The organism is Enterococcus sp. ZQ21 (assembly GCF_030053755.1).
Classification (GTDB): Bacteria; Bacillota; Bacilli; order Lactobacillales; family Enterococcaceae; genus Enterococcus_B; species Enterococcus_B lactis.
The window spans coordinates 658,943-673,201 of sequence record NZ_CP125658.1 but is presented as its reverse complement, the minus strand read 5'-3'; the positions used below and the strand labels follow the sequence as shown (position 1 = coordinate 673,201).

Genomic DNA, 14,259 nt, shown 5'->3' with positions numbered 1-14,259 from the left:
TCACTCCGAGTCACAAGGAGCAATTTCAAAAAATAGCTCCTCATGTTTATTAAATATTGTGACTGGTGACCGAGGAGCTGGCAGGAGAACACCGTATAAGGAAGAGGTTGTGAAAAAGCTGTTCTGCATCAAGTAATAAGAACAGCCAAACAAAAATAGCTTCTGATATTTTTCATTTGGTTGGACTTATTACCGCAGATGCAAGCTTTTGAACACCGTTTACCACGAGGTTGTGAAATCAGCGTTTTGATCTGAGTATTAGAGAAACAAACGGCAAAATAGTTCCTCATATTTTGCTGTTTTTTGAGCTAATACCGAAGGTTAGCTGATTGAACACCGTTTATTCAGAAAAAGGGACTGTGACACGTATTTTGTCATAGTCCCTTCGTGTGTTTTTCTGCCTTCTCAAAAGGATGACAGTTTCTCACTCTTTTCCTATTTCTTCTATTCAATCAAATAACTCATTTTATATACATCTAAAAATTCGCCTAGATCTGTTCTTGCCCCTCTAGGCATGACCGCTTCGATTTGGAAGCCCATTTTTCGGTAAAGGTGTACGGCTCTTTCATTACGAACTTGAACGTCAAGCTCCAATCGAAAAAGTACACCCATTTCCTTCGCCCAACTGATGATTTCTTCTAGCATAAGAGTGCCTAGTCCCATTCCCCAATATTCCTGCAGAATACTGATACCGACTTCTCCCACGTGAGACAAACGAAATTGACTGTCTGCCTTGACAGATGCTGTTCCAATAATCGTCCCTTCATAGATTGCAAGCAGCAATAAATTATTATTGCTTTCGTATATATAATCCAACTCTTCTTCTAAGGTTTCTGGTGGTAACAGGAGTTCTGCTTCATCCAAAACTAAAAATTCTGTCTCCTTATTGACTTGTCCCATCATCAAAAGAATGTCTTTTGCATCTCCTGGCACTGCTTCCCGCAAGATGATCCCAACTTCTTCACTCATGATTTTCAGCCCATTTTTCTAGAATTCGCTGTTTGAAGGTTTCACTTTGCTCCCCGTATGAGATTAGTTTCACATACCGCTTTTCTAAATCTGTATCACTTTTTTCTAAAATCAGTTCCAAATAATCCTCCGGCAGTGCTTCTTCTAATAGATTTCCCCATTCTACAACGGAAAGCCCATCACCTTCAAAATATTCATCTAACCCTAAATCTGCTCCGCTAGCTGCTACCCGATAAATATCCATATGATACAACGGAATCCGACCTTGACTATATTCTCTAATAATCGTGTATGTCGGACTTTTGATCATTTGCGTTATCCCTAATCCTTGGGCAATTCCTTTCGTCAACGTTGTTTTACCCGCACCTAGATCACCAGTCAATATCAGATTGTCACCTGGCATTGCGGAATGACCAATTGCCTCTGCGAATTGTTCTGTCATTGTTAATCCTGATAGTTCGATCATTTTTCATCTTCTCCCGCTCTTCTTTCTTTTTGCCAGTATATCGCGTAATGAAGTTTTTTTAAAGAAAAAATGAACTAGTCAAGAACAGCAGCTGCTGTTTTTGGCTAGTTCGCGTGTATTTGTTAATCAATCAATGTTTGTGCTGCTGTGATAATCGATAATTTATATACATCTTCTTCATTTGCTCCACGAGACAAATCAGAAACCGGTTTGTTCAAGCCTTGTAGAATTGGTCCGATTGCTTCAAAGTTACCGAAACGCTGAGCAATTTTATAGCCGATATTTCCTGACTGCAATTCTGGAAATACAAAGACTGTTGCTTGACCAGCTACTTCTGAATCTGGCGCTTTCAGTTGTGCAACTGAAGGAACATAAGAAGCATCAAATTGCAATTCGCCGTCGATCATGTATTGTGGCGCTAGTTTTTTAGCGATTTTAGTTGCTTCAACTACTTTGTCTACTTCTGGCGATTTCGCTGAGCCTTTTGTCGAGAAGCTCATCATTGCTACTTTTGGTTCGATATCGAACAATTCTGCTGTTTTTGCAGAATCTACGGCGATTTCAGCCAATTCTTGCGCAGTTGGATTCACGTTGATCGCACAATCCGAAAAGACATATTTTTCTTGATCTCTTCCACGTACCATGATCATCGCTCCGCTTGTCCGACTGATGCCAGGCTTTGTTTTGATGATCTGAAGTGCTGGGCGAACAGTGTCGCCAGTCGAATGGATCGCTCCAGAGACCATTCCGTCTGCAATCCCCATATACGTAAGCATCGTACCAAAGTAATTCACATCTTTTAAAATCTTTTCTGCTTGTTCTTTGGATGCCTTTCCATTTCTGCGCTCAACAAAAGCATCCACCATTTCATCCCACTTATCGTAATTATCAGGGCTGATGATCGTAAAGCTAGATGTTTTGATTCCTCTGGCATGCGCTGCATTTCTTATTTCTTCTTCGTTCCCTACTAAAATGGGTTCCACAAGTTCTTCTGCTTTCAACCGGGCAGCTGCGCCTAAAATACGAGCATCAGTAGCTTCCGGGAAAACGATTTTGATCCCACGGCGAACAATCTTAAATCTTAAACTATCAAACAATTCCACAAGATGACCTCCAGACGTTTTTATATGTATTATCATACACTATTCCAGAAAAAAAGAACAGTTTATTTTATCTGTATCAGTCAAAAATGCTGGAAAAATTAAGTTTTTCACATACATAGCGAACTGCGCTATAACAGGAAAGCGCTGTTTTATTACACTGTTTCAGGCAGTTGCCAATCAATCGGTTCTTCTCCTAACGCAAGGAGCGCATCATTCGTTTTCGAGAAGGGTTTGGAACCAAAAAAGCCACGACTTGCAGATAACGGACTGGGATGTGGAGATGTTATGATGATATGGCGACTCTTATCGATCATTTTGATTTTTTCTTGTGCCGGTTTTCCCCACAAGATAAACACGATTGGTTTTTCCCGTTCATTTAATTTTTCAATGATCGTGTCTGTTAATCTTTCCCAACCTTTCCCGCGATGAGAATACGCTTGCCCTTCCCGAACGGTAAGAACGGTGTTGAGTAAAAGGACTCCCTGTTTAGCCCATGACACTAGATTTCCATGTTGAACAGGTGCGATTCCAAGATCATCATTAAGCTCTTTATAGATATTTCTTAACGATGGCGGGATCTTTACGCCGGGTTGCACAGAAAAAGATAAGCCATGAGCTTGATTTTCTCCATGATAAGGATCTTGTCCTAAAATCACCACTTTAACTTCTTCATAAGGAGTCAATTCCAATGCTTCATAGATATGATACATATCTGGATGGATCTTTTGGGACGCATATTCTTTTTTTAAAAATTCTCTTAGATGCAGATAATAATCTTTTGAAAATTCTGGGGACAAAACTTCTTGCCAACTGTTATGAATGATTTCTTTCAAAACCTCCACCTCCTAATAAAAAGAATAACTCACATTTTCTTCAATCACAAGGGACAATCTTCACCCTCAGCACTTGATTAATATGGTAAACTAGGAACAAGAAGCAGAAAGGAACGATAATCATTATGATCAAATTAATTGCATCAGATATGGACGGCACATTATTAGATGCCCATATGAGTGTTTCTCCTGAAAATGCCGAGGCGATACGTTTTGCAAATGATGCCGGTGTTGAGTTCATGGTCGCTACTGGTCGAAACTATCAAGAAGCTCGCGCAGCTTTAGATGAGGTAGGAATCGATTGTGCGATGATCACTTTGAACGGGGCACAGGTATTTGATAAAGAAGGAAATTCACTGTTTACCGTATCGATTCCAAATAATCAAGCAATCTCTGTTTTAGATATTCTAGATGCTAACGGTATTTACTATGAAGTAGCAACCAACGATGGTCTTTATTCTGAAAATCAAGCGAAACGAATCGAAAGTTTTGCTTCCATGGTGGCTACCCATTTACCTCACCTTACGTATAAAATGGCGATTGCCATGGCCTCAGCTAAGCTGGAATTATTGCACATCACATACGTGGACAGTATTCGTGCTATCTTGGAAGAAAAGAATCTGGAAGTTTTAAAAATTATTTGTTTTCATACAGAAGGGCCAGCTGTATTAGGTCCAGTTGGAAAGCAGATTTCTCTTTTAGGCGATCTGGCCGTTACTTCCTCTGGTCAAAACAATATCGAAGTGAACCATAAAAACGCTCAAAAAGGAATTGCTGTTGCCCATGTCGCTCACGAGCGTGGGATTTCTTTAGAAGAAGTCATGACGATTGGCGATAACTTCAATGATGTCAGCATGCTGCAAGTAGCAGGAGTCAGTTTCTCAATGGGAAATGCAGAAATCGAAGTAAAAGATTATGCCAAATATACAACGGACACAAACCTTGAATCTGGCGTAGGAAAAGCCATATTGCGCGCGATTGCAGAAGACTTGTAGTTTTATCTAGAAAAGAGGGATATAGATGTCAGAATTTTTCATTCAGGAAAAACAGCTTGGACGTGCAACTCGGACAATTGTCAAAAACGAAAAAGGACATTCCCTGTTTTTGATGGTTGGTCGCTGGGGAACAAAGGGCGATGCATTGTCTCTTTATGCCATGAATGGCGATCTCGTTGCTCACATCAAGCAGATAAGCCTGACATTCGGTACGCGTTTTGAGCTGTATAAAGAGTTCGAAAAGGTGGGAACCATGCAGAAAATATTCAATTGGCCCGGTGATTTTTATTATATTCGTAGACTTCACTGGACAGTCCAAGGTGATATCTATAATCATCAATATCAAATCCATCATTTCAATCAGCAAATCATGAAAATGGATAAAGCAACACTTTTTTCAGGAGATTACTATGTATTGGATGTCTCAAATGATGAAGATGCTCCAGTTTGTATTTGTATTGCTGCGGTTTTAGATTACTGGCTCTACCGTAAAGACAAAAGCAAAGAAAAGCCTTTATCCTATCGATTTGATGTGAACTAGAAAAAATGAAAGCAAGCTAACAATAAACAATCTCAAACTCTAAGTCAAAATTAAGAATCTACGATATTGGGAGTCGTTACTTGATCGAGTAACGACTCCCAATATTTCTTATCAAAAATAGGAAATACCAAAATCCCCTTCGAGACGGAGGTATTCAAACACTCTTGATGATGAACTAAAAAAGTGCTGTTTTATCCTTCTATATTCTCATAACACATATTAAGACTTTAATCGTCCGATAGGACATCCTCCATTCGATCTGACTGTTCCTCTATATATCCCTACATACCAAAATCTTCCTGTAGTAAAATCTTTGTCGTAAGACCAAGTTTGTAAATATAATTGCCCACAATAAATACCATCATTATATATAATTGTATTTGTTAGACCGCTTAAAGTAGCCGATCGTCTTGTGTGGTAGATAACTTTACTACCTCTGCTATTGATAGTACTCATTACTTGCTAAGCACTTAAATCATTTGTATCAGCATGGATTTTTTGTGAAAAAGCGGTTAATCCCCATATAGCCATTATTAAAATAAATAAGTTCTTAAATTTTTTCACTTATATTATCTCCTTCCTGATATTTATTTTTGAAGGAATCGGTAAAGGTAAGGAATGGTGATAAAAATATCCCTCATAATAACCTCGAGTTCCATTTGAAAGGGGCATTTCCCTATATTTTCCAAGCCAACCTCGATAGGCTCCAGATTGGAAGAATGCAACAGCTGGGGCAGGATTTCCAGTCGTTGTCCATCCGCTTGTCCAATAACGAGTCAATATAGCTTGTGGGGAAATAGTGATAAACTTCATTTGATCAAAATCAAAAATAGTAGTTTCTACAATGTGAGAAGGAGCATCCTCACCATAGCTAAAATCTTTTGCTTCAGCATGGACACAGTTATTACTTAATAAAACAGCAACGGACAGCAAAAAACAGCTAGATAAAAAACATTTTTAATCATAAAAAACCTCCATTTATATTTTTATATCCTGATTATATATTGAATTTTTATGCACACCAAACAAAACTTTAATTATATTACTATTTTTTCGCAAATATGGTAAAATATCAGAAAAAAGAAGGTAAAGGAGAGGGACATATGAAAAAAAAGTTATTAAAAAGAACTATTTATACATCGCATTTGTTATTATTATTCATAATCAGCGGTTGCAATTCGAATTACAATAAAATAACTCACGTCACAATAGAACAAATTACAGCTAATGGAACCTTACAAACTAGAGGAACTTATATTTTAGATAATGGGTATTTAGAAATCAGTAAAGAATTTAAACAAAATATAAATTTAAATACCTCTCCAACAAAATTGTTAAGCGAAACCGATCGACTGTTACTGGCTGAAATGATTAAAGAAGACTTTCCTTCCGAAACTATTTCTACTGAAAATCCAGAGTTACTGCAAAGTTTCAACAGGAAAGTCAAAAATGGAAGAGTGGAAATCGATTCTGATAATAAAAAAACTTATCTAATCGGAAAAGATTACAAAAAGGAATTTACATGGGTAGCTGATAACCAAACAAGATTGAAAGATTCATTCGGAGTCGAATACAGTTTTACAACGGATAGCAAATAGGACTGTGACAAAAATCGTGTCACAGTCCTTTATTTCGAATAAACGGTGTTCAAAAGCTTGCATCTGCGGTAATAAGCCCAACCAAACGAAAAATATGAGCAGCTATTTTTATTTGGCTGTTCTTATTACTTGATGCAGGGCAGCTTTTTCACAACCTCTGATACACGGTGTTCCAGAAGTAGCTTCTTCGAAAAATAAGCCGAAATTTTACAAAAATTTGAGAAGCAATTTTCGTAAATTCCTTCTTATTTCTTGAAGCTGACCACTTCTGTCACAACCTTATTAAAACCTATTCAATTTTTAGTAACGTTCATTCTTCTTTACACCATTATTATTTTTCACTATTTGACAATTTAAATCAATTTAATTTCTTTTGCATATGATCATAAAGATGACCACTGATCATCCGCTGACCGACAACTTTGAAGTCATGGCGTTCGTATAATTTTTTAGCCTTTGGATTTTTTTCATCCACACTTAGACCGATGACGGAGCGATTAGCTTTCTTCGCCAATTTAGGTAATGCTTCTAATAACCGTGAACCGATGCCTTGTCCTCTAAAATCTTCTGATACGCTGATAGAGTCCAAATACCATTCATCGGGAAACGTTTCTTTATCAATAAACAAACGTGTAGACGCATCTAGCTGATATTTCTCTAAGATAGGTACCAGTGGCTGATCGATGATTGATTCTTCTTCATCTGTATAACCGTAAGCAACTCCTGCAACTTTACCGTCTATTTCTTCTACGATACCTCGTGAATAACTGTAACGATAATTTGGATCAGTGATTGCTTCTTCTAAAATCTCTAAAGCCTTTTGTTCCCCTGTCTGCTTCAAAAATGGCAATTCCATGTCTTTTAGAATCACTAAGATCAATGGGGCGATTTCTGGAGCATCTTCTTTTCTCGCAAAACGAATCATAGTTTCCTCTCCTTTTCTCCATTCTAACATGCAAAAAAAGAAATCGCAAAATCGTTATTTTAAAAAATCTTCAATCTTTTCAGTAATGAAATAACCATGAGTAACGATTCTTGCCGCTTCAGTTCGGCAATAAGGGCAGACGACTGGCATTTCTTTATCATTATGTTCGACTACATTATTGACTTCTTCGTATGCAAATTTTTTTCCGCAATTAGGGCATTTCATTTTTTCCATGTTATCTCAACTTCCTTTCATCTTTACTCTCTTAGCTTACTCTTATATTGTAAAAAAGAGAAGCAATATCCTTCTTCTATGCAGATATCCATACCTGACGGTCCTGTTCTCCATCTATTAATCGGACTTTATAATAAGGACGTTCATCTTTGACTAGAAGTGTCCACTCTTTCACTTTTGCTTTTTTCCCGTAGTAGCTGACTGCTTCCTTCATCGCTGCTTGCGGTTGTTTGAACTCTTCCGCTTTTTCTATATCAAAAAGATGTTCTGCGGCCTTTTTCGTGTCATTTCGTACGGTTGTTTTCCCAGTGGATGGATTGACTGCTATGACTTGTCCTTCACAAAAAAACTGGTATTCATATGTTGCATTCGTAGGATTATCCAAGTCTTTTTCAACTGCAAAATGAATAGCAGATATGTTATGTTCTTTTGTTTCGTTTTTTACAATTGCTGCTGCTTTTTTCAATGAGATCCGATATTCCTGGTCACTAATATCATCCATGTGAAAAGCGGCATTGAGCAGTCCCGTCATACCGGTAATCCCTATTACGATGAGGGCAGCAACACCAAACATCATTTTTTTCATTCTTCATTCTCCTGTTTCTTTTTTTTAAAGAATATCAAGAAATGAACGAATGAAAAATCGAATGAAACGAAAAAAAAGTGACAATTTTGTTATCTTTATTCGTGCAGTTCTAATGGCAATCCGTCTGGATCAAAGAAAAACGTCATTTTTTTTCCTGTAAAGGTATCTTCTCTAATCGGTTCTGATTCGATCCCTAAGGACTGCAATTCTGCAATTGTTTCTTCAATATCGTCTACTTTGAAAGCAAGATGACGCAAGCCACAAGCTTCTGGATAGTTTGGTCGTTGTGGCGCATTAGCAATTCCAAAAATCTCCAATTCAGCACTTCCTAGTTTCAGATCTAATTTATAGTCATCTCGTTCTTTGCGGTAATTTTCTCTGATTACTTCAAATCCTAATTTATTAACATAAAAATCACGTGATTTCTGATAATCTGAAACAATGATGGCTATATGATGGATCGTTGTAAGGTTCATATGAGCACTCCTATTCTTCGTTTAAGCTCGGATCTATATTAATCTCCAGTTCCATTGTAAATGTGTCAGATTGAAAAAAATAGCTGTTTTTCCTTTTTATAAGAAAAAAGGCAAAAAAAAAAACAGAAAGTAGGTCCTCCAAGACACTCTTCCTGTTCCCAATATAATAAATGAAAGTAAGAAATTATATTTTCAAGAAAACAAACAGAAAATTATCATAACACAAATTATTTATAATTGAAAGACTAGTTTTTTTTCAAGAAAAGCATACAATAGATTGTGTTAGTAAATACAGAACACACTACATTTAGTGTCTTAAGGAGTCCTCATACATGAAGTCATATTTTCAGTTTTTAGCTCATCAGCTAAAAGGCTGGCCGCAACAAAATTATTATCTTTTCTTTTTCAGTCTTGGCTGCCAGGTCATGACTCTTGTCAATAGTCCCATCACTTGGCTGTCCGTTATTACATTTATCGGTACCACCCTTGGTGTATTGTGTATTTTATCCATCAATGCGGCAAAATCAGTCAACGGTATTTTAGGTATTTTGTCTGCGATTTGTTTTATTATCGTTGGATTCTCAGCAAAGAACTATTTAAGTATCGGTGAACAGATTGCTTATATGATCACATTGGATATCCCCGTATTGTTAAGTAAAGAATGGAATCATAATATGGCTTCAAAAATCCGAAAATTCACTGGAAAAAGCTGGTTTATCGCAATCATCAGTACTTTCCTTGTCTATCTTGTTTCAGGATTCCTGATTGGTCGTTATACAGATGATCCTCGGCCGTGGGTAGATGCCATTGCTTTTTCTATTAGCTTGACTGCTGGTATCATCAGTTTCTTGCGTTACAACAACCAATATTACTGGTGGTTAGCTTCAGGGCTTGCTCAAATGGTCCTTTGGTATATTTCATTTACGCATGGATCTGCAAGTTTGGCGATGTTCGTGAACAGCTCTGTTTACTTGCTGAATGATGTCCTTGCATTTACCGTTTCACCTTGGTATAACCAAAAAGAACGTGAACGTATGCAAAAAATGGAAGAAGAATACTACAACGCACAACAACACGCATAAAAAAACTGAGCGTGGGACAAAAGTAAAGAACACTTTTGTCTCACGCTCTAAACACGTATAAACGGCTGAAGCAGAAGCAACTCCTTCGGAAATAAGCTGAAATTCACAAAAATTCGAAAAGCAATTTTCGTGAATTCCTTCTTATTTCTTGGAGTTAAACGCTTCTGTCCCAGCCTCTATTTTTTATAGTAATTCCTTTAGATACTTTCTTGCCTCATCATTGAAACGCAGTGATTCTTCTAACTTCTGATAATATTCCAACGCTTGTTTCTGAGCTTCAGTAAAACGATAATGTTTTCCTTTCCATTTGTCGATTGTCTCTTGCACATTTCCAGATTGGATATCTTTCACTACTAGTTGCCATTTTTCTTTTGAGACTGTACGGTCTTTCTTATCAGCAGATTGTATAGCTTCTCGTTCTTTACGCAATACTTTTAAAAAACCATTTCTGACTATCCGAGGAATGCTGTCGAAGAACCCTTCTGTAAAACCATAGCGACAATATTGCTTCCAAATAAATAGATAGATTTTTGGTTGGATGAATCGTTGGTTTTTCGCAAAATATTCCATCTGAGCAGTGACTTCTGGTGTTCGTTGACGTTTTGTCTTTCTCAACACAGAAATAAATGTTTCAAAATAAGCATTAGGATGTACTGGCACTTCTTCATATACGATGGATTGCCAATCTTTACGTAAAAATGCGCGATAGTTGGTCAAGAATTCTTCTACATCCTTTACTAATTCTTCTGCAAAGTCGTCAAATAGTTCTTTTTTTATCTGTCGCTTTTTTGGCTGCCCATTGATGTGTTCACTTATTTTCTTGATTTCATTTTCCAATGCTTGATAATCCGCTATGTAAATCGGCATTTCTACTTGGCGAAATTCTGCGAGCCGCTGAGCTAATTTTATATCCGGTAAATATGGCTGTTTCATCCGACGATTTTGGTACAAGACAAAACAGTATTTTTGCCATAGTCCTTCAGGAAAATCGATATTCTTCTGCTTAAGCCATAATAATTCGTCTAAGGCCAGATCAACTTTTGTCATTCCCTGATGGATCGAAGCTGCCACTGTCGGAGAGACATGCAGGTGATCGGCAAAGTGGTTGATGCCTAGTTTTAGGATCTTTCCGGTTTTTGGCGATTTAACGATGTATTGCACTTTTAATTCTCTACCACACTCACAATACAATTTTTGCTGGCTTCGTTTTGTTCGAAAAAACGGATTGATCTTGAAGTCAGAAAACACCCAATCTGTTGCAGCTAAATAATGTTCTTCCATAAAACGAGAGCTGATTAGATATCGGCGGTGCTTATCGACTAGTTCCCGCTGTTTTTTCGTTAATTTTGCATAGATCTCCCAACGTTGACTGCTTGTGTATTGTTTAGAAATTTTGATGGGATAGCTTTTGCTGATTTCTTTTGGAAACCATTCTTCAAAGACGGATTGCCATTCTTCCACGGCTGTTTCTTTCCTTTCTAATTACAAAAAGCTGGCTACTAACATAACGTTAGCAACCAGCCAGTGTTTCTTGCTAAATTAGTGAGTTGTTCCGGCATTTCCGGAAATATCTTCTTTATTTTCTACTGCTGCTTCAACTGCATAAGTCAAAGAAGAAGCAATGTCTTCTAAAGACATAGAAGGCGTACCCACTGGACGATCGATCACTTGATCGGGTGAGAATGGCACGTGGATGAACCCACCTCGAATTGCCGGGAATTGTGTTTCGATCAAATGAAGCAAACGATACATGATATCATTGCAGACAAATGTTCCTGCTGTATAAGAGATGTACGCTGGTAGACCATGATCTTGTACATTTTTTGTCATTGCTTTGATTGGCAATGAGGTAAAGTAAGCGGCTGGACCGTTTTCTTCTAAAGCCGTATCGAATGGCTGATTTCCTTCATTATCAGGGATTCTTGCTTCTGCTAGATTGATTGCGACACGTTCGAACGAGACTGCTGACCGCCCACCTGCTTGTCCGACACAGATCACGACATCTGGTTGGTGCTGTTGGATGGCTTCTTTGACTACTTGACTGCTTTTTTCGAATACGGTCGGTACTTCTACTTTGATGATTTCAGCACCGCTGATTTCATCTGGCATTTTTTTTACTGCTTCATAGGCTGGATTCACTTTGTCCCCACCAAATGGATCAAAACCTGTTACTAGTACTTTCATCTGTTGTTCCTCCGTCCGATTGATTTAACATATGGTTATCTTTTATCATACCATTTTCCTTGAACAGCGTAAATAAAGGAAACAATAGTTTAAATAACATAACAGATCAAACTTAATATATTCTTATAAAAAATAGTGTTCCACTACAATGTTAGAAGAGGTTGCGACAATTATTCTGTCACAACCCTTCTCTTCTATTATTTAAATAGAATCATATAAGCAATTTGGAAAACTAGCATAAATAACGCAATAAACAACTGGTTTTTGATCACTCCGTATTTGTCTTTCATCTCCAGCATCGCTACAGGCACGATATTGAAGTTAGCAGCCATCGGTGTCAGCAGGGTCCCACAAAAACCGCAAGTCAATGCAACCATTCCTATTAACGCTGGATTCGCTCCATGACTAAATACGAATGGTGCACCGATCCCAACCGTCATCACGGTGATGGCCGCAAATGCATTCCCCATGATTACCGTAAATATCACCATGCCAAGAGCGTAAATGATGATGCCGATGTTCACATTTCCTTCTGGAACGATCGTACCTACTGCATTGGAAATCACTGTCCCAACTCCAGCGCTTGTAAATACCGCACCTAGAGAAGCTAAAAGCATTGGCAACATGCTTAACGGCCCTACTGTGCCCAGCATATCTGCTGCATCATCTAAAAATGTACTTGGTCGATTATCTCGAGAAAAGAACATCAAGATTAGCATGGCTGCAAAAACACCGACGCCCACGCCGACTAAAGCACCTAAATTGGTAAATAGAGCAAACAAGATCGCAAAGACACCGATACTCAAAGCTGGAATAAAGATTTTCATTCCTAGTTTGTCTGACATTTTTTCCATATATTCTTTTGATGGAAGCCGGCTTTCTCCTTTGCTGACTTTCTTAGCAATTGCTGGTATGGTCATCGCAAAGATCAAGCCACCGTTCACGATTGCCGGAAGCCATCTTCCTCCTGCAATAACTACCCCTAAGACCGTCCAGAAAAAGGCTGACCCATAACGATGAGGATTGGTTTTATCTGTTAAATTTCTTACTCCAGTGTAAATCAATACGAGTCCCATCACGATATAAAGAATCTCCAGTAATTTATCGCCTAATAAAATATCAGGATTTGTAAAAAAGTCCATCTTATTGCCCCTTTCCTGGATAATATTTCTTCGCTAATTTCTTTTCTTTAAGATAGAAGTAGACACTTGCCACAACTAAAGCCGTGATAGCCACTGGAACTTCCACTAAAGCAAGCTGTCCCAATGTTACGTCATATCCTAGATCTTTCAGTGTTGATTGGACTAGCAACGCCCCTGCGCCTCCGATGAATAGTACTTGGCCAAAGAACCAGCAGACATTTTCCATAGCCGAAGCCATACCTTTTAGTTCTTCTTCATGCTTAGGATGGACTTTTAATCCTTTTGATTCGATGGTTCCCAATGCCATAGGTAGAATGATCGGACGAACAAATCCAGCAACTCCACCAAAACTCACGTTAAAAGCTGCAAAGATCATTCGAAATATTCCATAAATATCTACGATCATGCCAGCAGATACTTTCTTGAACCGCTTGATCAAGGAAGCCGCTGATTCTTTCAGACCATTTCTTTCAAGTGTTCCTGTCGCCAACATAATGATGATGAAAATCGCCATCCCACGATTGTTCACAAAACTTGTGCCTAAAAGTTCTAACATTCCTTGAATGCCAAGACCGCCAGTCAAAGCTGTCACAACTAAAGCAACCATTACGATCAATATCGAGTCTAATTTAAATGCAAACCCGAGAATAACAATCAAGACGCCTAAAAGGCTAAGATAATTTTCCATATATTTTCCTCCATAAAATGACAATATTTTTTTAATTATAAAGCAAAACACATAAAAAATATAGTTGTTTTCTCACGAAATAGACACTATTTTTAAATATTTTTCGTTATTTTTTTATCACAAAAATTATCTTACTTATTGTAAGGTAAAGCTTTTTTTAATTTATTGCCCGCTAATATATAGAAATAAGGTCTAGTTACTGTTTTTTTTAAATGATTAATAAATAACAACTCCTTTCTATGAAATTGCAAAGCATTCATCTTCTTTTCTGCTAACGATATATCCGTCAATGCTTGGTACACTTTACTAAAAAGTATGAGATTGCCGATATCTGGATAGGTGTGCTATACTACAGAAAAAGATATACGATCTGCCACCGGGTAGTAAAAAAGAGGATGATCATTCCATTAGGTCTTTGAAGGGATGATTCTCCTCTT

At 37.7% G+C, this 14,259-nt stretch carries 17 protein-coding genes; 4 read left to right on the top strand and 13 right to left on the bottom strand.

The window, feature by feature from the left end:
* Positions 1 to 444: 444 nt before the first annotated feature.
* The 4 genes from QK255_RS03150 to QK255_RS03135 form a co-directional block, all read right to left on the bottom strand.
* Positions 445 to 969, bottom strand: coding sequence for a GNAT family N-acetyltransferase (locus QK255_RS03150; protein ID WP_002287063.1), 525 nt, complete (start codon positions 967 to 969; stop codon positions 445 to 447).
* The gene (gene tsaE, locus QK255_RS03145) at positions 962 to 1,435 is read right to left on the bottom strand and encodes a tRNA (adenosine(37)-N6)-threonylcarbamoyltransferase complex ATPase subunit type 1 TsaE (RefSeq protein WP_002287066.1); all 474 of its coding nucleotides are present in this window, start codon (positions 1,433 to 1,435) and stop codon (positions 962 to 964) included. Before tsaE ends, QK255_RS03150 begins: the two co-directional genes overlap by 8 nt.
* A gap of 122 nt (positions 1,436 to 1,557) precedes the next feature.
* A complete protein-coding gene (gene pta / locus QK255_RS03140; RefSeq protein WP_002291445.1) occupies positions 1,558 to 2,538 on the bottom strand; it encodes a phosphate acetyltransferase in 981 nt (326 codons plus the stop codon).
* 152 nt (positions 2,539 to 2,690) lie between these two features.
* Positions 2,691 to 3,371, bottom strand: a complete 681-nt coding sequence (locus QK255_RS03135) for a uracil-DNA glycosylase (protein WP_002291446.1) — start codon at positions 3,369 to 3,371, stop codon at positions 2,691 to 2,693.
* Between the two features lie 125 nt (positions 3,372 to 3,496).
* Between QK255_RS03135 and QK255_RS03130 the strand changes: the two genes are divergently transcribed.
* Both QK255_RS03130 and QK255_RS03125 read left to right on the top strand, forming a co-directional pair.
* A complete protein-coding gene (locus QK255_RS03130) occupies positions 3,497 to 4,366 on the top strand; it encodes a Cof-type HAD-IIB family hydrolase (RefSeq protein ID WP_235043149.1) in 870 nt (289 codons plus the stop codon).
* 25 nt (positions 4,367 to 4,391) lie between these two features.
* Entirely contained in the window at positions 4,392 to 4,907 is a 516-nt protein-coding gene (locus tag QK255_RS03125) for an LURP-one-related/scramblase family protein (protein ID WP_002291449.1), read from the top strand.
* Between the two features lie 564 nt (positions 4,908 to 5,471).
* Here QK255_RS03125 and QK255_RS03120 read toward each other — a convergent pair.
* Positions 5,472 to 5,840, bottom strand: coding sequence for a hypothetical protein (locus tag QK255_RS03120; protein ID WP_002291451.1), 369 nt, complete (start codon positions 5,838 to 5,840; stop codon positions 5,472 to 5,474).
* 170 nt (positions 5,841 to 6,010) lie between these two features.
* Between QK255_RS03120 and QK255_RS03115 the strand changes: the two genes are divergently transcribed.
* Positions 6,011 to 6,505: a hypothetical protein gene (locus tag QK255_RS03115; protein WP_002291452.1), complete on the top strand. Its 495-nt coding sequence runs from the start codon at positions 6,011 to 6,013 to the stop codon at positions 6,503 to 6,505.
* A gap of 358 nt (positions 6,506 to 6,863) precedes the next feature.
* Here the strand turns inward: QK255_RS03115 and QK255_RS03110 are convergent, their stop codons facing one another.
* The 4 genes from QK255_RS03110 to gloA2 form a co-directional block, all read right to left on the bottom strand.
* Positions 6,864 to 7,430: a GNAT family N-acetyltransferase gene (locus QK255_RS03110; RefSeq protein ID WP_002291569.1), complete on the bottom strand. Its 567-nt coding sequence runs from the start codon at positions 7,428 to 7,430 to the stop codon at positions 6,864 to 6,866.
* A 54-nt stretch (positions 7,431 to 7,484) separates the two neighbouring features.
* On the bottom strand, positions 7,485 to 7,664 hold the full coding sequence (locus QK255_RS03105) for a P-loop NTPase family protein (RefSeq protein WP_002291570.1): 180 nt from the start codon (positions 7,662 to 7,664) through the stop codon (positions 7,485 to 7,487).
* 76 nt (positions 7,665 to 7,740) lie between these two features.
* Positions 7,741 to 8,250: a hypothetical protein gene (locus QK255_RS03100; protein ID WP_002291572.1), complete on the bottom strand. Its 510-nt coding sequence runs from the start codon at positions 8,248 to 8,250 to the stop codon at positions 7,741 to 7,743.
* 95 nt (positions 8,251 to 8,345) lie between these two features.
* Complete coding sequence (gloA2, locus tag QK255_RS03095; RefSeq protein WP_002287076.1) at positions 8,346 to 8,726, bottom strand: SMU1112c/YaeR family gloxylase I-like metalloprotein; 381 nt, start codon at positions 8,724 to 8,726, stop codon at positions 8,346 to 8,348.
* 332 nt (positions 8,727 to 9,058) lie between these two features.
* Between gloA2 and pnuC the strand changes: the two genes are divergently transcribed.
* Positions 9,059 to 9,808: a nicotinamide riboside transporter PnuC gene (gene pnuC / locus QK255_RS03090; protein WP_002287078.1), complete on the top strand. Its 750-nt coding sequence runs from the start codon at positions 9,059 to 9,061 to the stop codon at positions 9,806 to 9,808.
* Positions 9,809 to 9,991: 183 nt separating this feature from the next.
* Here the strand turns inward: pnuC and QK255_RS03085 are convergent, their stop codons facing one another.
* The 4 genes from QK255_RS03085 to QK255_RS03070 all read right to left on the bottom strand — a co-directional run bounded on the left by QK255_RS03085 (position 9,992) and on the right by QK255_RS03070 (position 13,822).
* Complete coding sequence (locus tag QK255_RS03085; RefSeq protein WP_002291573.1) at positions 9,992 to 11,269, bottom strand: hypothetical protein; 1,278 nt, start codon at positions 11,267 to 11,269, stop codon at positions 9,992 to 9,994.
* Between the two features lie 78 nt (positions 11,270 to 11,347).
* Positions 11,348 to 11,992, bottom strand: a complete 645-nt coding sequence (gene pcp / locus QK255_RS03080) for a pyroglutamyl-peptidase I (RefSeq protein WP_002287081.1) — start codon at positions 11,990 to 11,992, stop codon at positions 11,348 to 11,350.
* Positions 11,993 to 12,189: 197 nt separating this feature from the next.
* Positions 12,190 to 13,134: a DUF979 domain-containing protein gene (locus tag QK255_RS03075; RefSeq protein WP_002287082.1), complete on the bottom strand. Its 945-nt coding sequence runs from the start codon at positions 13,132 to 13,134 to the stop codon at positions 12,190 to 12,192.
* Position 13,135: 1 nt separating this feature from the next.
* Positions 13,136 to 13,822: a DUF969 domain-containing protein gene (locus tag QK255_RS03070; protein ID WP_002291575.1), complete on the bottom strand. Its 687-nt coding sequence runs from the start codon at positions 13,820 to 13,822 to the stop codon at positions 13,136 to 13,138.
* Positions 13,823 to 14,259 lie beyond the last annotated feature (437 nt).

Excerpts from the sequence above, each read along its gene's own strand:
- QK255_RS03130 (WP_235043149.1), top strand. The coding sequence starts at position 3,497 with ATGATCAAATTAATTGCATCAGATATGGACGGCACATTATTAGATGCC.
- QK255_RS03110 (WP_002291569.1), bottom strand. The coding sequence starts at position 7,430 with ATGATTCGTTTTGCGAGAAAAGAAGATGCTCCAGAAATCGCCCCATTG.
- tsaE (WP_002287066.1), bottom strand. The coding sequence starts at position 1,435 with ATGATCGAACTATCAGGATTAACAATGACAGAACAATTCGCAGAGGCA.
- QK255_RS03150 (WP_002287063.1), bottom strand. The coding sequence starts at position 969 with ATGAGTGAAGAAGTTGGGATCATCTTGCGGGAAGCAGTGCCAGGAGAT.
- pcp (WP_002287081.1), bottom strand. The coding sequence starts at position 11,992 with ATGAAAGTACTAGTAACAGGTTTTGATCCATTTGGTGGGGACAAAGTG.
- QK255_RS03125 (WP_002291449.1), top strand. The coding sequence starts at position 4,392 with ATGTCAGAATTTTTCATTCAGGAAAAACAGCTTGGACGTGCAACTCGG.
- QK255_RS03070 (WP_002291575.1), bottom strand. The coding sequence starts at position 13,822 with ATGGAAAATTATCTTAGCCTTTTAGGCGTCTTGATTGTTATTCTCGGG.
- QK255_RS03115 (WP_002291452.1), top strand. The coding sequence starts at position 6,011 with ATGAAAAAAAAGTTATTAAAAAGAACTATTTATACATCGCATTTGTTA.
- gloA2 (WP_002287076.1), bottom strand. The coding sequence starts at position 8,726 with ATGAACCTTACAACGATCCATCATATAGCCATCATTGTTTCAGATTAT.
- QK255_RS03075 (WP_002287082.1), bottom strand. The coding sequence starts at position 13,134 with ATGGACTTTTTTACAAATCCTGATATTTTATTAGGCGATAAATTACTG.
- QK255_RS03100 (WP_002291572.1), bottom strand. The coding sequence starts at position 8,250 with ATGAAAAAAATGATGTTTGGTGTTGCTGCCCTCATCGTAATAGGGATT.
- pnuC (WP_002287078.1), top strand. The coding sequence starts at position 9,059 with ATGAAGTCATATTTTCAGTTTTTAGCTCATCAGCTAAAAGGCTGGCCG.
- QK255_RS03105 (WP_002291570.1), bottom strand. The coding sequence starts at position 7,664 with ATGGAAAAAATGAAATGCCCTAATTGCGGAAAAAAATTTGCATACGAA.